General features: G+C 66.4%; 22 protein-coding genes. 5 read left to right on the plus strand and 17 right to left on the minus strand.

All coding sequences use genetic code 11. The annotated features are described in order from the left end of the window. Window positions 1–10: 10 nt before the first annotated feature. From QTH91_RS13410 to QTH91_RS13430, 5 genes are read left to right on the plus strand one after another with little or no spacing between them, the layout of a single operon-like run. Window positions 11–802, plus strand: a complete 792-nt coding sequence (locus QTH91_RS13410) for an FAD binding domain-containing protein (protein ID WP_286660555.1) — start codon at window positions 11–13, stop codon at window positions 800–802. A gap of 9 nt (window positions 803–811) precedes the next feature. Further along, window positions 812–1,753 carry an AAA family ATPase gene (locus QTH91_RS13415; RefSeq protein ID WP_286660556.1) on the plus strand — a complete coding sequence of 314 codons (942 nt, stop codon included), beginning with the start codon at window positions 812–814 and terminating at the stop codon, window positions 1,751–1,753. A gap of 32 nt (window positions 1,754–1,785) precedes the next feature. Beyond that, window positions 1,786–3,045: a vWA domain-containing protein gene (locus QTH91_RS13420; RefSeq protein ID WP_286660557.1), complete on the plus strand. Its 1,260-nt coding sequence runs from the start codon at window positions 1,786–1,788 to the stop codon at window positions 3,043–3,045. 43 nt (window positions 3,046–3,088) lie between these two features. Continuing rightward, complete coding sequence (locus QTH91_RS13425; protein ID WP_286660558.1) at window positions 3,089–3,652, plus strand: SRPBCC family protein; 564 nt, start codon at window positions 3,089–3,091, stop codon at window positions 3,650–3,652. Window positions 3,653–3,674: 22 nt separating this feature from the next. Next, window positions 3,675–4,685 carry an XdhC family protein gene (locus QTH91_RS13430; RefSeq protein WP_286660559.1) on the plus strand — a complete coding sequence of 337 codons (1,011 nt, stop codon included), beginning with the start codon at window positions 3,675–3,677 and terminating at the stop codon, window positions 4,683–4,685. A gap of 21 nt (window positions 4,686–4,706) precedes the next feature. On the opposite strand, the gene QTH91_RS13435 is transcribed toward QTH91_RS13430, so the two are convergent. The 17 genes from QTH91_RS13435 to QTH91_RS13515 form a co-directional block, all read right to left on the minus strand. Then, the gene (locus tag QTH91_RS13435; protein WP_286660560.1) at window positions 4,707–5,624 is read right to left on the minus strand and encodes a LysR family transcriptional regulator; all 918 of its coding nucleotides are present in this window, start codon (window positions 5,622–5,624) and stop codon (window positions 4,707–4,709) included. A gap of 3 nt (window positions 5,625–5,627) precedes the next feature. Then, on the minus strand, window positions 5,628–6,002 hold the full coding sequence (gene mnhG, locus QTH91_RS13440; protein ID WP_286660561.1) for a monovalent cation/H(+) antiporter subunit G: 375 nt from the start codon (window positions 6,000–6,002) through the stop codon (window positions 5,628–5,630). Continuing rightward, complete coding sequence (locus QTH91_RS13445) at window positions 5,999–6,277, minus strand: K+/H+ antiporter subunit F (protein ID WP_286660562.1); 279 nt, start codon at window positions 6,275–6,277, stop codon at window positions 5,999–6,001. The genes mnhG and QTH91_RS13445 overlap by 4 nt, the downstream gene beginning before the upstream one ends. Next, complete coding sequence (locus tag QTH91_RS13450) at window positions 6,274–6,765, minus strand: Na+/H+ antiporter subunit E (RefSeq protein WP_286660563.1); 492 nt, start codon at window positions 6,763–6,765, stop codon at window positions 6,274–6,276. The genes QTH91_RS13445 and QTH91_RS13450 overlap by 4 nt, the downstream gene beginning before the upstream one ends. After that, a complete protein-coding gene (locus QTH91_RS13455) occupies window positions 6,762–8,450 on the minus strand; it encodes a monovalent cation/H+ antiporter subunit D (RefSeq protein WP_390367917.1) in 1,689 nt (562 codons plus the stop codon). The genes QTH91_RS13450 and QTH91_RS13455 overlap by 4 nt, the downstream gene beginning before the upstream one ends. Then, window positions 8,447–8,809: a Na+/H+ antiporter subunit C gene (locus QTH91_RS13460; RefSeq protein ID WP_286660564.1), complete on the minus strand. Its 363-nt coding sequence runs from the start codon at window positions 8,807–8,809 to the stop codon at window positions 8,447–8,449. The genes QTH91_RS13455 and QTH91_RS13460 overlap by 4 nt, the downstream gene beginning before the upstream one ends. Beyond that, entirely contained in the window at window positions 8,809–11,742 is a 2,934-nt protein-coding gene (locus QTH91_RS13465; protein WP_286660565.1) for a monovalent cation/H+ antiporter subunit A, read from the minus strand. Before QTH91_RS13465 ends, QTH91_RS13460 begins: the two co-directional genes overlap by 1 nt. A gap of 96 nt (window positions 11,743–11,838) precedes the next feature. Further along, the gene (locus QTH91_RS13470; RefSeq protein WP_286660566.1) at window positions 11,839–13,140 is read right to left on the minus strand and encodes a TRAP transporter large permease; all 1,302 of its coding nucleotides are present in this window, start codon (window positions 13,138–13,140) and stop codon (window positions 11,839–11,841) included. Then, window positions 13,133–13,639, minus strand: a complete 507-nt coding sequence (locus QTH91_RS13475; protein ID WP_286660567.1) for a TRAP transporter small permease — start codon at window positions 13,637–13,639, stop codon at window positions 13,133–13,135. The genes QTH91_RS13470 and QTH91_RS13475 overlap by 8 nt, the downstream gene beginning before the upstream one ends. Window positions 13,640–13,649: 10 nt before the next feature. Next, entirely contained in the window at window positions 13,650–14,618 is a 969-nt protein-coding gene (locus tag QTH91_RS13480) for a TRAP transporter substrate-binding protein (protein WP_286660568.1), read from the minus strand. Between the two features lie 178 nt (window positions 14,619–14,796). Further along, window positions 14,797–15,144 (minus strand): ComEA family DNA-binding protein, encoded by a 348-nt coding sequence (locus tag QTH91_RS13485; protein ID WP_286660569.1) that lies wholly within the window; start codon window positions 15,142–15,144, stop codon window positions 14,797–14,799. Window positions 15,145–15,263: 119 nt separating this feature from the next. Further along, the gene (gene lapB, locus QTH91_RS13490; protein ID WP_286660570.1) at window positions 15,264–16,457 is read right to left on the minus strand and encodes a lipopolysaccharide assembly protein LapB; all 1,194 of its coding nucleotides are present in this window, start codon (window positions 16,455–16,457) and stop codon (window positions 15,264–15,266) included. Continuing rightward, window positions 16,447–16,767 carry a LapA family protein gene (locus tag QTH91_RS13495; protein WP_286660571.1) on the minus strand — a complete coding sequence of 107 codons (321 nt, stop codon included), beginning with the start codon at window positions 16,765–16,767 and terminating at the stop codon, window positions 16,447–16,449. Before QTH91_RS13495 ends, lapB begins: the two co-directional genes overlap by 11 nt. A 29-nt stretch (window positions 16,768–16,796) precedes the next feature. After that, window positions 16,797–17,108, minus strand: a complete 312-nt coding sequence (locus tag QTH91_RS13500; RefSeq protein ID WP_286660572.1) for an integration host factor subunit beta — start codon at window positions 17,106–17,108, stop codon at window positions 16,797–16,799. A gap of 98 nt (window positions 17,109–17,206) precedes the next feature. Next, entirely contained in the window at window positions 17,207–19,012 is a 1,806-nt protein-coding gene (gene rpsA / locus QTH91_RS13505; protein WP_390367921.1) for a 30S ribosomal protein S1, read from the minus strand. A gap of 80 nt (window positions 19,013–19,092) precedes the next feature. Further along, window positions 19,093–21,123 (minus strand): bifunctional 3-phosphoshikimate 1-carboxyvinyltransferase/cytidylate kinase, encoded by a 2,031-nt coding sequence (locus QTH91_RS13510; protein ID WP_286660574.1) that lies wholly within the window; start codon window positions 21,121–21,123, stop codon window positions 19,093–19,095. 8 nt (window positions 21,124–21,131) lie between these two features. Then, complete coding sequence (locus tag QTH91_RS13515) at window positions 21,132–22,013, minus strand: prephenate dehydrogenase (RefSeq protein WP_286660575.1); 882 nt, start codon at window positions 22,011–22,013, stop codon at window positions 21,132–21,134. Window positions 22,014–22,025 lie beyond the last annotated feature (12 nt).

Consider the following 22,025-nt stretch of genomic DNA (forward strand, 5'->3'; position numbering starts at 1 on the left):
AGGACACACCATGTACGCATTCACATTTGAACGCCCCGCCTCGCTGGCCGATGCCGTCAAGCTCGCCGGTGCCGGCGGCAAGCCTCTGGCAGGCGGGCAGACCCTGCTGGCTTCGATGAAGCTGCGCCTGTCGGCGCCCGAGCAACTGGTCGATCTGGGCGGCATCGCCGAGCTGTCGGGCGTGCGCAAGGATGGCGACCAGCTCGTCATCGGTGCCATGACCCGCCATGCGCAAGTAGCCAGAAGTGCCGATGTGAAGTCGGCATTCCCTGCGCTGGCCTGGCTGGCGGCCCACATCGGCGACCGTCAGGTGCGGGCGATGGGCACCATCGGCGGATCGCTGGCGAACAACGACCCGGCCGCCTGCTACCCCAGCGCGGTCCTGGCCACCGGCGCCACGGTGGTTACCAACAAGCGCGAGATCGCGGCGGACGACTTTTTCCAGGGGCTGTTCACCACGGCGCTGGAAGACGGCGAACTCATCACCGCCGTGCGCTTTCCCGTGCCCCGGCAGGCGGCTTACGAAAAGCTCATCCAGCGCGCCTCGCACTTTCCGCTCGTGGGCGTGTTCGTTGCGAAGTACGACAGCGGCGTGCGCGTGGCCGTCACCGGCGCGGGCAACGGCGTGTTCCGGCACAAGGGTCTGGAGGACGCGCTGTCCAAGAGCTTCACGCCCCAGGCGGCCGCCGGCGTGAAGATCGACGCCAGCGACCTCAACAGCGACCTGCATGGCTCGGCGGCGTACCGCGCCAACCTGATCGGGGTGCTGACGCAGCGCGCGGTCACGAAGGCGATGGGATAGTCTCTCGCGATGACTGCAACGCCTGAAGCCACCACGACGCCCTTCTCCTCGATCGACGCGGTGGTGCAGGCGCTGCAGGGCGCGGGCTACTTTGCCGATCGTCGGCTCGCCACCGCCGTCTTCCTGGCATTGCGGCTGCAGCGGCCCTTGCTGCTCGAAGGCGAGCCCGGCGTGGGCAAGACCGAACTCGCCAAGGCGCTGGCGCAGGCGCTCGGCCGCCAGATGCTGCGCCTGCAGTGCTACGACGGTCTGGAGCAGCGCGAGGCGCTGTACGAGTGGAACTACGCCGCGCAATTGCTGCACATGCGCGCAGCAGAGGCGCAAGGCGTGGCGACCGATGTCGAATCCGAGGTCTACCAACCGCGCTACCTGGTCCGCCGCCCTTTGCTGCAAGCGCTGGAGGCGCCGCCGCCCGGCGCCGTGCTGCTCATCGACGAGGTCGACCGTGCCGACGAGCCCTTCGAGGCCTTCCTGCTCGAATACCTCGGCGAGTACCAGGTCAGCATTCCGGAGCTGGGCACCATCCAGGCTTTTTCGCCGCCGGTGACCATCCTCACCAGCAACCGGACGCGCGACCTGAACGACGCCGTCAAGCGGCGCTGCCTCTACCACTGGCTCGACTATCCCGAGCGCGAGCGCGAGTTGGCCATCGTGCGGGCCCAGGTGCCGCAAGCCAGCGAGCGGCTGTCGGACCAGGTGGCTGACTTCGTGGGGCGCCTGCGTTCGATGCCGCAGCCGAGTGCCTTCCAGCGCGTGCCCGGTATCGCCGAAAGTGTCGAATGGGCGCGTGCGCTGGTCGCGCTCGATACGCTCGAACTCGACCCCGAAGTCGTTGTCGACACGGCGGGCATCCTGTTCAAGCAGCGTGACGACGTGGCCGCGCTGACGAACACCTTGGCCGAGGAACTGCTGCAGCCCGCGCCTGCCGCAGCAGCGCCCGGCGGGTCCTGAGCGCAGGGCCTGCCTTTTCGATGCGAAAGAGCATGACGACGCCAGGCACGCCAGCCAATCCGGCGCCCGGCAATGCTTCGGGCCAGCAGCCCACGCGCATCCACCAACTGGGCGACGCGCGACGCGGCAAGCTCGCCGGCAACATCGCCGCATTCGGCCGCGCCTTGCGCCGAGCCGGCGTGCGCACCGACGCCACGCGCATCGCGCTGGCCACCCAGGCCGCCATGCTCGTGGGCGTGGAGCGCAAGCTGGACTTGTCGGCGGCCATCGAATCGGTGATGGTCAGTCGCGAGCAGGATCGCATGGTGTTTCGTGAACTCTTCGATGCCTGGTTCCAGGACCCGGACCTCGCTCACAAGATGCTCGCGCAGATGCTGCCCAGTGCCGAAGGAAAGGCCCAGCCCGTGCAGCGCAGGCCGCGCGTGCGCGAAGCGCTGGCCGCACCCAAGGCGCCCCGGCCTGAAAACAAGGGCGAGCAGGAAGTCCAGTTCGACGCCGCCATGACCGCAAGCGAACGCCAGCGCCTTCATCATGCTGACTTCAACGCGCTGGGCGCGTCCGAATACCGGCTGGTGGAGCGCCTGGCGCGAGACGTGACACTGCCGCTGCCGACATTGCCGGCAAGGCGTCTGCGTGCTTCCAGCGGCCGTCCGCATTCGCGCATGCATTGGCCCGGTGTGATGCACGAGGCCGGCCGCACCGGCGCGGAGATCGTTCGCCTGCCGCGCCTGACGCGGCGCGAGGAGCCGCTGCCCCTGCTGGTGCTGGTGGATGTTTCCGGATCGATGGAGCGCTATGCGCGCCTGCTGCTCGCCTTCCTGCATGCGGCGACGCATCGTGCCGGGCGGCGCGATGTGTTCGCGTTCGGCACCCATCTGACCGACCTGACGCCAGCCTTCCGCCTGGCCGACACCGACGAGATGCTTTTGCGCGCCGGGGCGGCCATCGACGACTTCGCCGGTGGCACGCGCCTGGGCGATTCGCTGGCCCAGTTGCGCCAACTGCATGCCAGGCGTCTGATCGGGCGCCGCACCCTGGTGCTGCTGGTCAGCGATGGCCTCGACACGGGCGATCCGGAGCATCTGGACGATCAGCTGCGCTGGCTCAAGCGCCATGCGCGTCAGGTGCTGTGGCTCAATCCGCTGCTGCGCTTCGAGGGCTATGCGCCCCTGGCGCGTGGTGCGGCAATGCTGCATCGCCATGCGGACGCGATGCTGGCGGTCCACAATCTGAACGCGCTGGAACAACTGGCCCGCAGCCTGGCGGCGCTGATGCGCAGCGCGAGGCGTTGAACACGCTGCGGCCGCAGCCGCACACAACCAAGGAACCGACATCATGGACATGCAAGGCACCCGGCAACTGGCCATCACCCAGCAGCTGGCCTGGGACGCGCTCAACGACCCGGAGGTCCTGAAGAAGTGCCTGGCCGGTTGCGATCGATTCGAGCCGACTGGCGACGACACCTACAACGTCGGCATGGCGGTCAAGGTGGGGCCGGTGTCGGCCAAGTTCAGCGGCAAGGTCACCATCAGCGAGATGACGCCGCCTTCGGGCTACCGGCTCGCCTTCGAAGGGCAGGGCGGCGTGGCGGGCTTCGGCAAGGGCTCTTCCGCCGTCACCCTCACGCCCAACGACGCGGGGTGCGAATTGGGCTACACCGTCTCGGCGCAGGTGGGCGGCAAGATCGCGCAGTTGGGCCAGCGCTTGATCGACGGCGCCGCGAAGTCGATGGCCGATGACTTCTTCAAGCGCTTCGACAACGAGATGCAGCTGCGCCATGCGCCGCCACCGGCCGATGCAGAGGCCGATGCCGCTGTGGCGCCAGCGGAGGGCGGCGAGGCCGCCACCGACGAAGGCGCCAAGCCCGGCCTGTGGGCGCGCCTGCGCGGCAAGAGCTGATCGAGGCGACGGAAAGCGAGCGATGGAAAACCTGGATGTGATGGTGCTGCGCACCCTGCGCGACTGGCGCCAGGCGGGCGAACGGGCGATGTTGGCCACGGTGGTGCGGACCTGGGGCTCTTCGCCTCGGCCCATCGGCTCGATCATGGCGCTGGCCGAAAAAGGCGCGGTGGTGGGCTCCGTCTCGGGCGGCTGCATCGAGGACGACCTGGTTGCCCGCTACACGCAGGCGCACGGTGGCGATCAACACATGCCGGGCGGCGCGCCGGCCTTCGTCAAGTACGGCATCACCGCCGACGAGGCCCATCGCTTCGGCCTGCCGTGCGGCGGCACGCTCGAACTGCTGCTCGAATTCGATCCTGATCCCGAATCGCTGCAGGCGCTGGTGGCACAACTGGAGCAGGGCCAGCTGATGCAGCGCACGGTGCGGCTGGCCGACGGCGCCGTGACCATCGCGCCCGCCGCTTCACCCGCCGCGCTCGAAGTGAATGGCGAGCACCTGGTGAACACCTTCGGCCCCGAGTACCGCATGCTGCTCATCGGCGCCGGCCAGTTGAGCGAATACCTGGCGACGATGGCGCGCTTTTCGGGCTTTGCCGTCACGCTGTGCGACCCGCGCGCCGAATACCGTACGGCATCCGACATTCCTGGCGTGAGCGTCAGCACCGAGATGCCGGACGACGCGGTCAAGACCTTCAAGCCCGATCGGCGCAGCTGCGTGGTCGCGCTCACCCACGACCCCAAGCTGGACGACCTGGCGTTGCTGGAGGCGCTGGAGACCGACGCCTTCTACGTGGGGGCCATCGGCTCGCGGCGCAATGCGCAGGCACGCAGGGATCGCATGATCGAGCACTTCGATCAGACCGAGGCGTCGCTGGCGCGCCTGCGCGGCCCGATCGGCATCTACATCGGCAGCAAGACGCCGCCGGAGATTGCGGTCAGCGTGATGGCCGAGATCCTCGCGGTGAAGAACGCCGTGCAGCTGCCGCCTGAGACCGAAGTGGCACGCGCCAAGAGCCTGCGGGCCGATTGAACCGGGAGCAGGGCGCGGGGCTCAGTCCGCCGTTGCCGGCTCGACGAATTCGGCCATGAAGTCCACGAAGCTCTGTGCCGCCGGAGAGAGCGACCGGGCGCGGCTCGTGAAGACGCACACCTCGCGGAAGAACACCGGCGCGACGAGCGGACGCATTACCAGTCCATGCCCCTGCACCAGCGCCTGCGCGTAAGTCGGCACCGCCGATACGCCCAGGCCAGCGGCCACCAGCCCCAGCGCGGTCGTCATGTACGACACCTGCCGGACGGGCACGATGGGCGCAAGCCCTGCGCCGATCAGTTCAGGCTGCAGCCGGCGCATGAAGTCGAGCGTGGGCGCGATGAACGGGACCTGGGCCAAGTCGCTCCAGCGCACCTGCCGGCGCCTTGCCAGTGGATGGTCGGGCGGACAGATGAGGTCGTGGCGGTCGCGCAGCAGTGGGCGGCGGGCCAGCGGTTCGGCGGCAGATGGCTCGGCGGCTTCGGGCTGATCCGGACCGATGGCGAGTTCCACATCGCACGCATGCACCAGGCCATGCATCTGCTCGGGCAGGGTGTCGACCAAATGCACACGTACGTCCGGAAAGCGCAGGCCATAGGCGGCGATGACGCGCGGCATCAGCGTGCAGGCCATGAGCTGCGGTGCGGCCACGCGCAAGAGTCCGCGCTTCTTGTCGCGCAGCTCGCCGATGCTGGCCACGGCGTTTTCGAGTTCGCGCAACACGCGCTGCGCCTGGGGATGGAATTCCCGACCGGCATCCGACAGCGCCACCTTGCGGGTGCTGCGATCGAACAGGCGCACGCCGAGTTCCGATTCGAGTTCGCGCACCAGCACGCTCACGGCCGCCTGCGTCAGGTGCAACTGGCGCGCTGCCCCGGTGAAGCTGCCGCTGTCGGCCACGGCCGTAAAGGCGCGCAGCTGGCGCAGGCTGAGGTTCATTGCTCAGCGCGGTGGGCGCTTTGCCGGGCGGGTAACGTGTGCGTCCGGCCCGGGGCCGCCGCGCGCGCGGAACAGCGCCGCGCGCATCAGGAAGATGGTCGTGACCGGCGCCGTCACCGCCACGAAGAATGCGATGAGCACCGCATGCAGGAACAGGCTGTTGCCCTGCACCGAGAAGTACGTGATGGTGGCCAGCATCATGGCCCACACGCCCACCGTCGCGCCCAGCGTGGGCGCGTGGATGCGGCGGTAGAAGCTCGGCAGGCGCACCAGGCCGAACGAGCCGATGGCAGCGAAGGCCGCGCCGATCACCACCAGCACGCCCGTGAGGATCTCCGCCCAGTAGGGCAGGGGCCCGAAGATCATGTCTTCCGTCATTCGATCACCTCGCCGCGCAGCAGGAACTTGGCCAGGGCGGTAGAGCTGACGAAGCCGAAGAGCGCGATGAGCATCGCGGCCTCGAAGTACACCGCGCTGGTGTAGTTGATCCCCAGCACCAGCATCATCAGCATGCCGTTGATGTAGAGGCAGTCCAGCGCCATGATCCGGTCTTGCGCCGAGGGGCCCATGAGCAGGCGTGCGAATGCGCAAAGCATCGCCACCGACAGCAGGAAGATGCCCACCTTGAGGGCCCAGAAGAGGACGGGAGTCATGATCCGAAAATCTCCATCAGAGGACGCTCGTAGCGCGACTTGACCATGTTGATGAAGGCCTGGTCGTCGCGCAGGTCGAACATGTGCACCCGCAGCTGGCTGCGGTCACGAGACAGTTCGGCCCACGCGGTGCCCGGCGTCAGGCAGAAGATCATGGCCAGCACGGCCAAGCCGCTGGGATCGCGCATGTCGAGCGGCACGGTCACGAAATGCGAGGCGATGTCTTCGGTGCGATGGGTGAGCAGCAGGCGCGCCACATCGCGGGCGGAGATGAGCAGGTCGTAGATCACATGGGCGCCCAGGCGCAGCATGACGAGCGGACGGCGCACCACCGCATTGGCCGGCCGCAGGCTGCGCGTGAGCACCGGCACCACGACGGCCAGGATCAGGCCCAGCAGCAGCGTGCCCGCAGCCACCGACTGGTTGAGCAGGATCCACACCACGAACAGGACGAACGAGAGCGCAGGCGCGGGGAACCATCGCTTCATGGCTTGTCCTCCGTTGCTTTGGCCGGGGCGGGCTTCTGCTCGGCGGACATCACGGCATCGCGGTACACCTCCGGCGAGCGCAGGTCCTTGGCGGTGGCGCGGGCGTGTTCCATCACGCGTCCGGCGCCCACGGTCAAGGCCAGGCAGACGCCCAGCAGGAGCACCACCGGCCCAACTTCGAGAGCGCGCAACGTCGGCTGCGTGCCCTCGGGCAGGGTCCAGAAATGGCGAATGCCGGCACGGCTGAACGCCACCAGCATGAAAAAGCCCGCGACGAGCATGAGGGCGACGAAGATCCAGCCCGAGGGATAGACCCACGGCGCCGCCATGACGGCCGAAAGCATGGCGAACTTGCCCAGGAAGCCCGACAGCGGCGGCAGGCCCGCCAGCAGCACCGCGCTGGCGGTGAAGGCCAGGCCGAGGAAGGCCACGCCGGCCGGAATGGCACGCCCGTACAGCGCCTGCGCGTCGTCGTCGAGGTTGACTTCGGTCATGGGGCGCAGGTCTTCGGCCAGGAAGGGTGCGGCGTCGCCCGACTCGTAGGCGGCGATGCTGGCGCCCGCGTTGCGCCAGCGCTCGATCATGTCGATCAGCAGGAAGAAAGCGGCAGCCGCCAGCGTGGAGCTGAGCATGTAGTAAAGGGCGCCGGCCCAGATCCCGGGCAGGCCCAGCCCGATCGCCGCGATCAGCGTGCCGGCGGAAATGAGCACCGAAAAGCCCGCGATGTTCGACAGCCGCTGCGTGCCGATGAGCCCCCAGGCCGCCAGGAACAAGGTCGACAGCCCGATGCCCGTCAGCACGTTTTCGCCGAAGCCGTCGAAGGCATAGAACAGCGACCACACGCGCAGCAATGTGTAGACGCCCAGTTTGGTGAGCAGCGTGAAGACGGCACCCACCGGCGACACGGCAGCGGTGTAGGCGGGCACCAGCCAGAAGTTGAGCGGCCAGGCGCCGGCCTTGGCGAAGAAGGCGACGGCCAGGATGGCGCCGGCGGCCCGCGCCAGACCCAGGTCGCCTGGCGGCAGTTCGGCGATGCGCGCGCTCAGGTCGGCCATGTTGAGCGTGCCGGTCACGCCGTACATCAGTGCCGCGCCCACAAGGAACAGCGCCGATGCCGCCAGGTTGATCGCGATGTAGTGCAGACCGGCACGAACCCGGTGCTTGCCCGAGCCGTGGAGCAGCAGGCCGTACGAGGCGGCGAGCATCACTTCGAAGAACACGAAGAGGTTGAACAGGTCGCCGGTGAGGAAAGCGCCATTGAGGCCCATCAACTGCAACTGCAGCAGAGGATGGAAATGCACGCCGGCGCGGTCCCAGCGCGACGTGGAATACAGCGATACGGCGAAGGCCACCACGCCCGTAAGCGCGACCATCATGCTCGAAAGGCGGTCTGCCACCAGCACGATGCCGAAAGGCGCCGGCCAGTTGCCCGGCAGGTACACACCCACCGATCCCGGACCGGTGCCCGTGTCGGGCGCATTCACCCAGCGCAGCAGCGCCAGCGCCACCAGAAGCCCGGCCAGGCCGGAAACCACGCTCAGGATGGCCTTGAGCTGCCGGCGCTGCTCGCCAAGCATGAGCATCAGCGCAGCCGTGAGCAGGGGCAGCAGGATCGGCGCCGCCACCAGGTGGGGCATGGTGGCCTCGAGCAGCCGGTCGAGGAGGCGAAAGAGCTGATCCATCATCGCTCGTCGTCCTCGCCGGCGGGACGCTCTTCAGCATCGACGTGATCGGTGCCGTGCAGGCCGCGCGAGGCGAGCAGCACCACCAGGAAAAGCGCGGTCATCGCAAAGCCGATCACGATGGCGGTGAGCACGAGTGCCTGCGGCATCGGATCGGCCGTGTTGGCCAGCGTGGCGCTGATCGCCGGGTTGAGGATGGGCTCGCTGTCGACCTTCAGCCGGCCCATGCTGAAGATGAACATGTTGACCGCGTAGGAAAGCAGCGTCAGGCCCATGATGACCTGGAAGGTGCGCGGGCGCAGCAGCAGGTAGACGCCGGAGCCGCACAGCACGCCGATGGCAATGGCAAGCACGGCTTCCATCAGGCGCTCGCTCCTTCGGCCGCTTCGCGCTCGGCGCGCTCGGCCTGCTCTTCGGCCCACCGGTGGCTGCGGATGGATTGGTGGGCCAGTGCGGTGAGGATCAGCATCGTGGCCCCGAGCACCAGCGAGAAGACGCCGATGTCGAAGAACAGCGCGCTGGGAACATGGATGTCGCCCAGTACAGGAAGAGAGAAGTGCGCGGTGTGCGTGGTCATGAAGGGGAAGCCCAGCACCACGGCGCCGCCGCCGGTGGCCAGGGCAAGCAGCAGGCCCGTGGCGATCCAGCGGCGCGGGAAGATGCGCAGGTGCTCCTCGACCCACTCGGCGCCGGAGACGATGTACTGCAGAAGCAGCGCGACCGACATCACCAGCCCCGCGACGAAACCGCCGCCGGGCTGGTTGTGGCCGCGCATGAAGAAGTACACCGACACCAGCACCGACAAGGGAAGCAGCAGGCGCACCAGCACGGCCGGCACCATCAGGTAGCCGACGGCGGTGTCGTGGGCCAGTCGCGGGTTGAGCAGATCGGTGGCGCCGTCGTCCGGCGCGGCGAGTTGCTGGGGTGGCAGGGCCATCGATTCGACGGCGGGACGGAAGCGTCGCAGCAAGGCGTAGACCGTCAGCGCGACGATCCCCAGCACGCAGATTTCGCCGAAGGTGTCGAAGCCGCGGAAGTCCACCAGCATCACGTTGACCACGTTGGTGCCGCCCCCTTGCGTGAGTGCGTTGTCCAGGAAGAAGCCGGAGATGCTTTGCGGAAAGGGGCGCGTCATCATCGTCCACGACAAGGCCGCCAGGCCGGTGCCAGCCGAGACCGCGATGACGAGGTCGCGCGTGCGCCGGCCAAAGCGACGCCAGGGCGTGCCGGCCGGCGGTGCCGTCTCGCGCCGCAGCGGCAGCCAGCGCAGGCCCAGCAGCAGCAGCACAGTGGTGACGACTTCCGCGATGAGTTGGGTGAGCGCGAGGTCCGGCGCCGAGAACCAGATGAAGGTCACGCAGCAGATGAGGCCGGCGCCGGAGGCGAGCATGATGGCGGCGAGGCGGTGGAACTTGGCCTGGACCGCGGCCATCACGGCGCAGGTGCCGCCGATGACCCAGAGCATGGCGAACATCGGCGAGAAGGGCAGCAGCGCGGCCTTCTCGCCAAAAGGCGGCATGTACCAAAGGACGGCCAACGGCCCGAGCACCGCCAGCGCGGCCATGACCGTCAGCTGGGGCTGCAGGCGGCGCGTGCCCAAAATGCGCCGGCTGCGCCTGCCGGCTTCGCTCAGGCGCGCCAGGGCGTTCTCGAAGATCCGTTGCCCGTCGAAGTGCCGCAGCAGCGGTGCGGTGTCCAGGTGGCCGCGGGCCCGCAGTGCGCGCTGCACCAGGTAGATGAGGGTGCCGCCCACCAGCGCGAGCACGCTCATCAGGAGCGCCATGTTGAAGCCATGCCACAGGGCCAGTTCGTATTCGGGCAGCGTTCCACCAACGACGGGCGCAGCGGCGGCGGCCAGCAACGGACCGACCGACCAAGCCGGGACGATGCCGACCACCAGGCACAGCACCACCAGGATCTCGGACGGCACGCGCATCCAGTGCGGCGGCTCGTGCGGCGGACGGGGCACCTGGTCATTGCAGGGCGGACCGAAGAACACGTCGACCACAAGGCGCAGCGAATAGGCCACGCTGAACATGCCCGCCACCGTGGCGGCCAGCGGCAGGCCCAGTTCGACCCAGCGCGAGGCCTGGATGAAGGTGGTCTCGGCGAAGAACATCTCCTTGGAGATGAAGCCATTGAGAAGCGGCACGCCCGCCATGGCCGCGCTGGCGATGATGGCCAGCGTGGCCGTGATGGGCATCGGGCCGATCAGGCCGCTGAGCTTGTTGATGTCCCGCGTTCCGGTCTCGTGGTCGATGATGCCGGCGGCCATGAACAGCGAGGCCTTGAAGGTCGCATGGTTCATCACGTGGAACACGGCCGCCACGGCGGCCAGCGGGCTGTTCAGGCCCAGCAGCAGCACGATCAGGCCCAGGTGCGAAATCGTCGAATAGGCCAGGAGGCCCTTCAGGTCGCGCTGGTACATGGCGGCATAGCCGCCCAGCAGCATCGTGCAGACGCCCGCGCCGCTGACTGCCCTGAACCACGCCTCGGTACCGGAAAGCGATGGCCACAGCCGCGCCAGTAGAAACACGCCCAGCTTGACCATCGTGGCCGAGTGCAGGTAGGCCGACACGGGCGTCGGCGCAGCCATGGCGCGCGGAAGCCAGAAATGGAAGGGGAACTGGGCGCTCTTGGTGAAGGCGCCCAGCAGCACGAGCCCCAGCGCAGGCAGGTACAGCGTGCTGGCGCGGATCTTCTCGCCGGCGGCCAGCACTGCTTCGAGCTCGTAGCTGCCCGTGATCCGCCCGAGCAGCAGCACGCCGCCCAAGAGGCACAGTCCACCGGCGCCCGTCACGGTGAGCGCCATGCGTGCGCCGCGCCGTGCGTCGCGGCGGTGGTGCCAGTAGCCGATCAGCAGGAACGAGAACAGGCTGGTGAGTTCCCAGAACACCACCATCTGGATCAGGTTGCCCGAAAGCACCACTCCGAGCATTGCTCCCATGAATGCCAGGAAGAAGCTGAAGAAGCGGGGCACCGGATCGGACGGTGACATGTAGTAGCGCGCATACAGCACCACCAGCGAGCCGATGCCGAGCACCAGCATCGCGAACATCCATGCGAAGCCGTCCAGGCGCAGGTGGAATTCGAGTCCCAGCACCGGGATCCACTCGACGCGCATGTCGATGATTTGGCCGCCCGAGACCTGCGGGAACAGCAGCGCCATCTGCACCGTGAGCCCCAGCGCCACGAGGCCCGCCAACGTCGATTCCCGGTTGCGTGCGTCGTGCGGCATGAGAGCCGCGAACAGGCTTGCGACAAATGGGAGGACGACGATCAGGAGCAGGGCCATTGCGGTCGATTCTATCGACCGACCCTGTGCCATCGTCGTTCCACCGGCGGCCCCGGAAGGGCATTGCCTGCCAGGGCCGCCGCCGCTTTGCGGTGGCTACAGCTTCATATGCTGAGGCAGCCAGGTCACGATGCCCGGCACGAAGTAGATGATCAGCACCGCCACGACCATGAGCGCGAACATCGGCAGCGTGGCGCGGGCGATGTAGGTCAGCTCGCGGCCCGTCATGCTTTGCAGCACGAAGAGGTTGAAGCCCACGGGCGGCGTGATCTGCGCCATCTCGACCACCAGCACGATGTAGATGCCGAACCACAGCGGGTCGATGCCCGCGGCGGTCACCGTCGGCATGATGACGCCCATCGTGAGGACCACCATCGAGATGCCGTCGAGGAAGCAACCCAGCACGATGTAGAACACCGCCAGCATCGCGATCAGCTGGAACTGGGTCAGGCCCAGCGAGCCGATCCATTCCGCCAGATGGCGCGGCAGCCCGATGTAGCCCATGGCCAGCGTGAGAAAGGCTGCGCCCGCAAGGATGAGTGCCATCATGCAGTACAGCCGCGTGGCGCCGAGCAGCGAATCCTTGAACGTCTGCCAGTTCAGGGAACCCTGCGTGGCCGAGATGACCAGCGCGCCCACCACGCCCACGGCCGCGGCCTCGGTCGCGGTGGCCACGCCGGAATAGATCGAACCCAGCACGGCCAGGATCAGCAGCGCGACCGGAATGAGGCTCCCCGAGGCCTTCAGCTTGTTCAAGAAGCTCATGCGGGCGTCCGCGGGCGGCACCTGGTCAGGATGGCGCAACGCCCAGACGGCGATGTAGCCCGAAAAGAGCAGCCCCAGCATGATCCCCGGCAGGATGCCGGCGATGAACAGCTTGGCAATGGAAACGTCCGCGCTCACGCCATAGACGATCATGATGATCGACGGTGGAATGAGCAGACCAAGCGTGCCCGCGCCGGCCAGCGTGCCCACCACCATCCGCTCGGGGTAGCCGCGCCGGCCGAGCTCCGGCAGGGTCATCTTGCCGATCGTGGCGCAGGTGGCCGCGCTGGAGCCGGAGACGGCCGCGAAGATCGCGCAGCCCGCCACGTTGGTATGAAGCAGCCGGCCCGGGAGCGCCTGCATCCATGGGGCCAGGCCTTTGAACATGTCCTGCGACAGCCGTGTGCGGAACAGGATCTCGCCCATCCAAACGAACAGCGGCAGCGCCGTCAGTGTCCAGCTCGAGGCAGCACCCCAGATCGTGACGGACATGGCATCGCCCGCAGGCCGCGAGGAAAAAAGCTCCATACCGATCCAGGCGACGCCCGAGAGTGTCAGCCCGATCCAGACGCCGCTGCCCAGCATCAGGAAAAGGACCAGGATCAGCAGGCCGGCGACCGCCAGTTCATTCATGGAAAGCGGCCTCCTTGGCACGCGCCTGCGATTGCCCGCGCCACTCCAACACGAACTCGTCGACGGTGGCGATGGCCAGCACCACGGTGCCCACGGCCATCGCCAGTTGCGGGATCCACAGCGGCGTGGCGTCGTTGCCGGTGGAGATGTCGTTGAATTCCAGCGACTGCATGACCAGCCGAACGCTGAACCAGGCGAACAGCAAGGCCAAGAAGGTGGCGGCGCCGGCAGCCCAGCGCTCCATCCAGCGGCGAGGCTTTGCCGTCAGCCGCGACAGGATCAGCGTCACCCGGATGTGCTCGCCCTTCTTGAGGGTATGGGCGAGTGCGAGGAAGCCAGCGCCAGCCATCAGGTAGCCCGCGTACGCGTCGACGCCCGGAACGTTGAAGTGCAACTGCCGTCCGAGGATGGACAGCAGCACCATCACGAGCAGGCCGATCATGCAAAGCGCCGCCAGGACGGCGGCGCTGTCGTAGATCCAGTCGAGGATCTTTCTCATGCGAGGCGCCTTACATCTTGCGGTAGGCGTCCACCACGGCCTGGCCTTCGGGGCCAGCCTTTTCCAGGTACTCCTTGAGCATGGTGTCGCCGACCTTCTTCATGTCGGTCTTCAGCTGGGTCGAAGGCGCATGGATGGCCATGCCGTTCTTCTTGAGCAGATCGAGGTATTCGGCCGTTTTCTTCCGCGAGGTTTCCCAGCCGCGCTTCTCGGCGTCGGCGCCAGCCTTGAGCACGGCGTCCTGTTCTGGCTTGGACAGCGCGTCGAAGGCCTTCTTGTTCACGAGCACCGCGTTCTTGGGCAGCCAGGCCTGGGTGTCGTAGAAGTTCTTGATGTATTCGTAGGTCTTGGTGTCATAGCCGGTGGAGCCGGAAGACATGTACGCCTCGATCACGCCGGTGGCCATGGCCTGCGACAACTCGGCCTGCTGCACCGTGACGGGCTGTGCGCCCACCAGTTCGCCGATGCGTGCCGTGGCCGGGCTGTAAGCGCGCCACTTCACGCCCTTGAGGTCGGCAGCGCTGTTGATTTCCTTCTTGACGAAGATGCCCTGCGGCGGCCAGGCCACGGTGTACAGCAGCATCATTCCCTGCTCGGCCAGCTTCTTTTCGAGGACCGGCTTCTGGGCCTGGTAAAGCTTCCAGGCGCTTTCGTAGCTGTCGGCGAGGAACGGTTGGCCGTCCAGGCCGAACAGCGGCCATTCGTTCTGGAAGTTGACCAGCAGCACTTCGCCAGCCTGGGCTTGCCCGCCCTGCACAGCGCGCTTGATCTCGGGGGCCTTGAACAGGGAGGCGTTCGAATGCACCGTGATTTTGAGCTTGCCGCCCGTGGCCTTGTCCACGTCCGCAGCGAATTGCGTGATGTTCTCGGTGTGGAAGTTGTTGGCCGGATAAGCCGTCGGCAGATCCCATTTGGTTTGGGCGGATGCGGCGGCGGTGAATGCAAAGGCGGCGAGAGCAACGCTGAGCTTAGGTGTCATGTGTTCTCCAGAACTGGACTAGGAATGTGAGCAGACGAGCTTACGTGCAAATATCAGGCCATCTGTGAGGCATTTCCCTGCATCGCCTTTTCGCGCGTGACAAGGCGGCCCAATGGAAAAGGCGCCGAACGCATGCCGCGCCGGCGCCTTTGTGATCAGTGGCTTGCGCTCTGTCGCTCTACTTGGCCGTGCTGCTGGCTGCAGGCTTGGCGGCCTTCGAGGGGGCGGCCGAGGGTGCCGTGGCGGCGGGCGCAGCCGCTGTCTTGAAAGCCTGGCCGTTGATGGTCAGCCCGTTCGAAGAAAGACGCTCGGCGCTCTTGGTCTTCACGCCCTTGACGCGGGCCATGAAGTCATCCCAGCTCTTGAACTCGCCCTGTTTGCGTGCATCCACGATGCGCTGCGACATGGCGGGGCCGACGCCCTTGACGTCGTCGAGTTCGGCGACGCTGGCCTTGTTGGCATCGACGGCGGCAAAGCAGCTGGCAGCCGCGAGCATGGCCATGCAGGCCAGGATTTTCTTGAACATTGGTTTTCTCCCTGAGATGGTTTTGATTAAGCGTCAATTCAAAAGACGCTACCGGCGCAGTGTTTGCGTCGGCTCCAACTCAACGATGCAGCAGGCTCGAACGTTGACGAGCCAGTGCCTCAGAGCTCTTCGACGCGGCGCGGCGGGTAGCTGTCCCAGGCCTGGCAGCCGGGGCAGTGCCAGAAGTACTGGTGCGCCTCGAAGCCGCAGGCCGCGCAGCGATAGCGCATCAAGGGCCTCACAGCCTGGTCGAGGGCGCGTTGCACCGGCGGGTGCAAGGCCTCGCGTTCGAAGCGCTCTCCGGCAAGCCAGCGACTGGCGGCGACCAGGGAGGGATGGTGCTGCAGGTGTGCCACGTAGCTGTCGCGCGGATTCGCCACTGTCACGGTGTCGGAACTACCGGCGTCGTCGATTTCTTCAAGGCTGGTGCTGCCACCCAGGGCGACGATCGCGTCGAGCACGTCGATGGATGGCGCCGCCGCGTAGCGCCGCTGCAGCAATGCGAGCGCTTCGCCGGAATGCTGCGATGCCGCCGCGGCCTGCTGCATGAGCGTGGCATACAGCGGCAATGCAAGCGGCGCAGTTTCAGCCAGCGCCTTCAGCGTGGCAAAGGCCTGCGCAGGTGCGCCTTGCTGCAACTGCAACGCGGCCAGATCGATGGCGGGCCGCGGCGCCGCGGGGGCGACCTGCGCAGCTTGCTGCAGCAAGGCGATGGCGCCGTCGGCATCGCCGCGAGCGGCAAGCTCCGAAGCTTGTTCGCAGAGGTAGTGGCCGCGCCGGGTGCCGTAACTGGCTTGTTCCGATTCATCCAGCTTGCGGGCCACGGCCTCGGCTTGCGTCCATTCGCGCGATCGCTCGTAGATGCCCAGAAGGGCCATGCGTGCATCGTTCTCGTAGATGGTGCCTTCGAGCTTCTGAAGTGCGGCCTCGGCACGATCGAGCAGACCCGCGCGCAGGAAGTCCTGGGCCAGCGCATGCTGCGCGCGGTTGCGGTCGGCACGGCTCAGGTCTGCGCGAGACAGCAGATGCTCATGCACCCGCACGGCACGCTGGTATTCGCCTCGGCGGCGAAACAGGTTCCCCAGTGCGAAGTGGAGTTCCTGCGTGTCGGGATCGTTCTGCACCGCCTCGATGAAGGCATCGATGGCCTGATCCTGCTGTTCGTTGAGCAGGAAGTTCAGGCCGCGAAAGTAAGCCTTTGGCGCCTGGCGATTTTCAAGGCGCAGTTGCCGAAGATCGAAGCGCGAGGCCAGCCATCCCAGGATGAAGGCCAACGGCAGGCCGAGCAGCAACCAGCTGAGGTCAAAGTCCATGGCGCGGGATCGGAAGGTCGTTGTCGTTGGAGGTGGGTGACGCCGGCGCAGTGGCAGAGGCCGTCGCGGCGTCGGTGGGCTGCAGCGGAGCCAGGGTCACTTTCTGTCGATGCCGCCACCAGCCGGGCAGCATGCCCAGCGCACCGACCACCATGCCGCCGGCAAAGGCCACGAGCACCACGAGCACGAGCGGCGCGCGCCAGTAGGTGCCAAAGAAGAAATTGACGGTAGCGTCGTGCTGATTGTTCAGCGCGAAGGCGAAGAGCGTAAAAAAAATGGCTGCCTTGAGCAGCCACAGCAGGTATTTCATGGTCGCTTTCCGACTGGGCCGGAAAGATTCTACGGGGCGGGCGCTTCTGCGTTGCCCAGGCCCTGTTCATCGACCGATTCGCGCAAGGCCTTGCCAGGCTTGAAATGCGGTACGCGCTTCTCGGGCACCTGCACGCGTTCGCCCGAGCGTGGGTTGCGTCCGATGCGAGGCGGGCGGCGGCTGACCGAAAAGCTGCCGAAGCCGCGAATCTCAATGCGATTCCCACGCACCAAGGCGTCGCTCATGGCGTCCAGGATGGTCTTGACTGCGGACTCTGCGTCGCGGTGGGTGAGTTGCGCGAATCGAGCGGCGAGTTCTTCGACGATGTCGGAACGGGTCATGTCAAGAATTTGGAGAAATATGGGAAGCGGCTGCCAGCATACAAAAGAAAAGGGACAGGGGGCCCCCCGGGCCGACCCTGTCCCTTGGCTGCAGCGGCTTACTTGTCGCTGCTGCCGTCCAGCTTGGCGCGCAGCAGGGCGCCCAGGCTGGTGGTGCCGGCGTTTTCGCGAGCCGATTGCTGTTGCAGGTTGGCCATGGCGCCTTGCTCGTCGACCATGTCCTTTTGCTTGACCGACAACTGGATGTTGCGGGTCTTGCGGTCGACGTTGATCACCACGGCGGTGACTTCGTCGCCTTCCTTGAGCACGTTGCGAGCGTCTTCCACGCGGTCACGCGAGATTTCGCTGGCGCGCAGGTAGCCGATCACGTCGTTGCCCAGATCGATCTCGGCGCCACGAGCGTCAACGGTCTTGACCTTGCCGGTCACGACCTGACCCTTGTCGTTCACCGAAGTGAAGGTGGTGAACGGGTCGCCGTCGAGTTGCTTGATGCCCAGGCTGATGCGCTCGCGGTCGACATCGACTGCCAACACGATGGCGTCGACTTCCTGGCCCTTCTTGTAGGCGCGCACGGCGGTTTCGCCGGGCTCGGACCACGACAGGTCGGACAGGTGAACCAGGCCGTCGATGCCGGCAGCCAGGCCGACGAACACGCCGAAGTCGGTGATCGACTTGATCGGGCCCTTGACGCGGTCGCCGCGCTTGGTGTTTTGCGCGAACTCTTGCCAGGGGTTGGCCTTGCACTGCTTCATGCCCAGGCTGATGCGGCGCTTGTCTTCGTCGATCTCCAGGACCATGACTTCGACTTCGTCACCCAGCGACACGATCTTGTTGGGCGCAACGTTCTTGTTGGTCCAGTCCATTTCGGAAACGTGCACCAGGCCTTCGATGCCGGGCTCGAGCTCGACAAACGCGCCGTAGTCGGCGATGTTGGTGACGCGGCCGAACAGGCGCGTGCCTTGCGGGTAGCGACGCGAGACGCCCAGCCACGGATCGTCGCCCATCTGCTTGAGGCCCAGCGAGACGCGGTTCTTCTCGGTGTCGAACTTGAGGATCTTGGCAGTGATTTCCTGGCCGGCCTGCACCACTTCGCTGGGGTGACGCACGCGGCGCCATGCCATGTCGGTGATGTGCAGCAGACCATCGATGCCGCCGAGGTCGACGAACGCACCGTATTCGGTGATGTTCTTGACCACGCCGCGCACGATCGCGCCTTCCTTGAGGGTCTCCATCAGCTTGGCGCGCTCTTCGCCCATGCTGGCTTCGACCACGGCGCGGCGGCTCAGCACCACGTTGTTGCGCTTGCGGTCGAGCTTGATGACCTTGAACTCGAGGGTCTTGTTCTCGTAGGGAGCCAGGTCCTTGACCGGACGCGTGTCGATCAGCGAACCGGGCAGGAAGGCGCGGATGCCGTTGACCAGAACGGTCAGGCCACCCTTGACCTTGCCACTGGTGGTGCCGGTGACGAAGTCGCCGGATTCCAGGGCCTTCTCCAGCGCCATCCACGAAGCCAGACGCTTGGCGGTGTCGCGCGAGAGGATGGTGTCGCCGTAGCCGTTCTCGACGGAGCCGATGGCCACGGAGACGAAATCGCCAGCCTCGACTTCGATCTCACCCTGATCGTTCTTGAACTCTTCGATCGGCACGTAGGCTTCGGACTTGAGGCCGGCGTTGACCACCACGTGGTTGTGCTCGACGCGCACGACCTCGGCGGTGATGACTTCGCCCGCGCGCATCTCGGAGCGCTTCAGGGATTCTTCGAATAGGGCGGCAAAAGATTCAGACATTGAGTTTCCTTCCGTCACGCAGGTTTCCAGCCGCAAATGCAAGATTGCGGAACGGCTGTTTCTAGGACTGGCGACGGTGGTTGGGTTTTGGGCTGTGGGCCCGGGTTGGTTGAACAACCCACCTGAGCCGGTGCGCTGACGCGCGGAGGGGGCCCGGTGGACGGTGTGCCTTCGATCTGTGTCCGAAGGCCAGTCTTTCAAGATGACTTGAAAGGCTGCGCTTGGTGCCACCACTGCAGAACCTGATCGACCGATTGCACGACCGATTGCTCAGAGTTGTCCAGCAGCTTGGCATCTTCCGCTGGTTTGAGAGGCGCGGTGCTGCGATTCATGTCGCGAGCGTCGCGTGCTTCCAAGTCCAGGCGAAGACTGTCGAGTGTAACCGAAATACCCTTTGAAATCAACTGCTTATAGCGCCGCTCCGCGCGATGGGCGGCACTCGCGGTCAGGAACACTTTCAGGGGAGCGTCGGGGAAGATCACGGTGCCCATGTCACGCCCGTCGGCGACCAGTCCTGGCAGACGGCGAAAGCGTTTTTGAAGGTCGACCAACGCGGCGCGCACCGCGGGAAGCGCCGATACGCGCGAAGCGTCCATGCCGGCTGCTTCGGTGCGAATGTCGTCGCCGACATCTTCGCCGTCGAGCAGGACCTGGCCACGGATGAACTCGAGCGGCAAATGCAACGCAATGCGGGCAATTTCCGTTTCATTCGACTCGTTGGGCTCAAGCCCCGCCCTCCGCGCCGCCAGACCGGTGACACGGTAGAGCGCGCCTGAATCCAGGTAGTGGTACCCCAGTTGCCGGGCGACCTCGGCCGCCAGGGTTCCCTTGCCGGAGGCGGTCGGACCGTCGATGCTGATCACCGGCACGGTGGCCGGTTTGCACACCGCGAACAGCGTCTCGAAATAATCGGGGAACGTCTTCGCCACGCACTTCGGATCAAGGATGCGCACCGGCCGGGCATCCGGATTGAAGGCGGCCAGCGAAAAGCACATGGCGACGCGATGGTCGTCGTAAGTGTGGATGGAAGCGGCGCGCCAGGTACCTGCGGCAAGCGGCTGAATGCGGATGAAATCGGGGCCGGTCTCGACCTCGGCACCGAGCTTGCGCAACTCGGCCGCCATGGCATCGATCCGATCGGTTTCCTTGACCCGCCAACTGGCAATGTTGCGCAAGGTGCTGGGGCCATCGGCGTAGAGCGCCATGACGCCCAGCGTCATCGCGGCGTCGGGGATGTGGTTGGCATCCAGGTCGATGGCTGTCAGCGGCCAGGCGCCGCGGCGAATCTGCAGCCAGTTGGGGCCACTCACGATCTGAGCGCCCATGGCCCGGGCAGCTTCGACGAAGCGGATGTCGCCCTGGATCGAGTCCCCGCCGACGCCTTCGATGCGGATGCCATCCGTGCCAGTCATGGCGGGCGCGATGGCGCCCAGGGCAATGAAATAGCTCGCCGACGAGGCATCGGCCTCGACGTGGATGCTGCCGGGCGATCGGTAGCGGCTGCCGGCCGGAATTGTGAAGCGGCTCCAGCCGTCGCGCTCAATGGCGATGCCGAAGCGCGCAAGCAGGTTCAGCGTGATTTCGACGTATGGCTTGGAGATCAGCTCACCCACCACCTCGATGGTGATGGTTTGTTCCCGCGCGGCCAGCGGCAGCGCCAAGAGCAGGGCCGTGAGGAACTGGCTCGACACATCGCCCCGCACTCGAATGGGGGCGTCCAGGTGCAAGTCTTCCTGCGCAACGGGATGGATGCGCAGTGGTGGGTAGCCGGGGTTGCCGAGGTAGTCGATCTCGCAGCCCAGTTGAACGAGCGCATCGACCAGGTCGCCGATGGGCCTCTCGTGCATGCGGGGCACGCCGCGCAGCTCGAACTCGCCACCGAGAAGACTCAGTGCCGCCGTGAGGGGGCGCATCGCCGTGCCGGCATTGCCAAGGAACAGTTCGGCCTGACGGATGTCCTTCAATGCGCCGCCGAGCCCGGTAATGCGGGTGGCGCCGTCCGTATTGCCGGTTGAGGCAGGGAGTTCAACCCTGCAGCCCAGTTGCGCCAGGGCTGCCAGCATGACGCGCGTGTCATCCGAGTCGAGCAGGTCCTGAACCAGCGTTTCGCCCTCCGCCAGTGCGGCGAGCAGCAGGACGCGGTTTGAAATGCTCTTGGAACCTGGCAGGCGAACCGTGCCGCCGGCTTCGACCAAGGGCGGCAGGTCGAGGAATTCGGTATCGAACATAGGAAGACTCAGGCGTCCGATTCGGTGCTGCTGCCCAGCTGCCATCCGGCGCGCGAACGGCTGGCGGCCGCAATGGCTTGTTCCAGCGCCTGAGCGTCGCCCTTGATCATGAGCGATTCGAACTGCTGAAGGGCCTGGCGGAAGGCGTGCGACTGGCGCAGCACCTGTTCGCTGTTGGCCATCAGCACGTCGCGCCACATGGTCGGATCGGCCGCGGCGATGCGGGAGAAGTCGCGAAACCCTGGGCCGGCAAGCTCGAGGAACGCGGCGCCCTCGGGTTGCTCGGTCAGGCCGTTGATGAAGGCGAAGGCCAGAAGGTGTGGCAGGTGGCTGACGGCGGCGAAGGCGCTGTCGTGGGCCTCGGGCGTCATGGTGGTCACCCGGGCGCCCACACCTGCCCACACCTGCGTGGCACGTTGGACATTGGACCGCAGCGTGGGCTTGATGGGTGTCAACACCACTTGGCGGCCGTCGAAAAGACTGGCCTCGGCATGCTCGACGCCGGCCAGTTCCTTGCCGGCGATGGGGTGCGCCGGGACGAAGCACCCGAGCTTGCCCTGCAGGCCCAGGCGAGCAGCGGCAATGACGTCACCCTTGGTGGAGCCCACGTCCATCACCAGCGTTTGCGCGCCGATGCCGTGGCGAATCGCCTTGAAGGTCCCTTCGGAGGCGGCAACGGGCACGGCGAGCAGAACGAGGTCGGCACCCGAGACCGCGAGCAACGCCGAAGGCGCTGCCACATCGATCACGCCCAGTTGCCTGGCCCGCTCGGTGGTCGACGGCGACTTGCTGTACCCGACCACGCGCTTGACCAATTTGGCGCGCTTGAGCGCCAGGGCAAACGAGCCGCCCATCAGGCCGCAGCCAATCAGTCCGAGTTGCTCGAACATCCGTGCGCCGTC

It is taken from the genome of Variovorax dokdonensis (assembly GCF_030316895.1).
GTDB lineage: Bacteria > Pseudomonadota > Gammaproteobacteria > Burkholderiales > Burkholderiaceae_C > Variovorax > Variovorax dokdonensis.

Coding starts and splice junctions, on each gene's coding strand:
- QTH91_RS13410 (WP_286660555.1), top strand. CDS start 11: ATGTACGCATTCACATTTGAACGCCCCGCCTCGCTGGCCGATGCCGTC.
- QTH91_RS13415 (WP_286660556.1), top strand. CDS start 812: ATGACTGCAACGCCTGAAGCCACCACGACGCCCTTCTCCTCGATCGAC.
- QTH91_RS13420 (WP_286660557.1), top strand. CDS start 1,786: ATGACGACGCCAGGCACGCCAGCCAATCCGGCGCCCGGCAATGCTTCG.
- QTH91_RS13425 (WP_286660558.1), top strand. CDS start 3,089: ATGGACATGCAAGGCACCCGGCAACTGGCCATCACCCAGCAGCTGGCC.
- QTH91_RS13430 (WP_286660559.1), top strand. CDS start 3,675: ATGGAAAACCTGGATGTGATGGTGCTGCGCACCCTGCGCGACTGGCGC.
- QTH91_RS13435 (WP_286660560.1), bottom strand. CDS start 5,624: ATGAACCTCAGCCTGCGCCAGCTGCGCGCCTTTACGGCCGTGGCCGAC.
- mnhG (WP_286660561.1), bottom strand. CDS start 6,002: ATGACGGAAGACATGATCTTCGGGCCCCTGCCCTACTGGGCGGAGATC.
- QTH91_RS13445 (WP_286660562.1), bottom strand. CDS start 6,277: ATGACTCCCGTCCTCTTCTGGGCCCTCAAGGTGGGCATCTTCCTGCTG.
- QTH91_RS13450 (WP_286660563.1), bottom strand. CDS start 6,765: ATGAAGCGATGGTTCCCCGCGCCTGCGCTCTCGTTCGTCCTGTTCGTG.
- QTH91_RS13455 (WP_390367917.1), bottom strand. CDS start 8,450: ATGATGGATCAGCTCTTTCGCCTCCTCGACCGGCTGCTCGAGGCCACC.
- QTH91_RS13460 (WP_286660564.1), bottom strand. CDS start 8,809: ATGGAAGCCGTGCTTGCCATTGCCATCGGCGTGCTGTGCGGCTCCGGC.
- QTH91_RS13465 (WP_286660565.1), bottom strand. CDS start 11,742: ATGGCCCTGCTCCTGATCGTCGTCCTCCCATTTGTCGCAAGCCTGTTC.
- QTH91_RS13470 (WP_286660566.1), bottom strand. CDS start 13,140: ATGAATGAACTGGCGGTCGCCGGCCTGCTGATCCTGGTCCTTTTCCTG.
- QTH91_RS13475 (WP_286660567.1), bottom strand. CDS start 13,639: ATGAGAAAGATCCTCGACTGGATCTACGACAGCGCCGCCGTCCTGGCG.
- QTH91_RS13480 (WP_286660568.1), bottom strand. CDS start 14,618: ATGACACCTAAGCTCAGCGTTGCTCTCGCCGCCTTTGCATTCACCGCC.
- QTH91_RS13485 (WP_286660569.1), bottom strand. CDS start 15,144: ATGTTCAAGAAAATCCTGGCCTGCATGGCCATGCTCGCGGCTGCCAGC.
- lapB (WP_286660570.1), bottom strand. CDS start 16,457: ATGGACTTTGACCTCAGCTGGTTGCTGCTCGGCCTGCCGTTGGCCTTC.
- QTH91_RS13495 (WP_286660571.1), bottom strand. CDS start 16,767: ATGAAATACCTGCTGTGGCTGCTCAAGGCAGCCATTTTTTTTACGCTC.
- QTH91_RS13500 (WP_286660572.1), bottom strand. CDS start 17,108: ATGACCCGTTCCGACATCGTCGAAGAACTCGCCGCTCGATTCGCGCAA.
- QTH91_RS13510 (WP_286660574.1), bottom strand. CDS start 21,123: ATGTTCGATACCGAATTCCTCGACCTGCCGCCCTTGGTCGAAGCCGGC.
- QTH91_RS13515 (WP_286660575.1), bottom strand. CDS start 22,013: ATGTTCGAGCAACTCGGACTGATTGGCTGCGGCCTGATGGGCGGCTCG.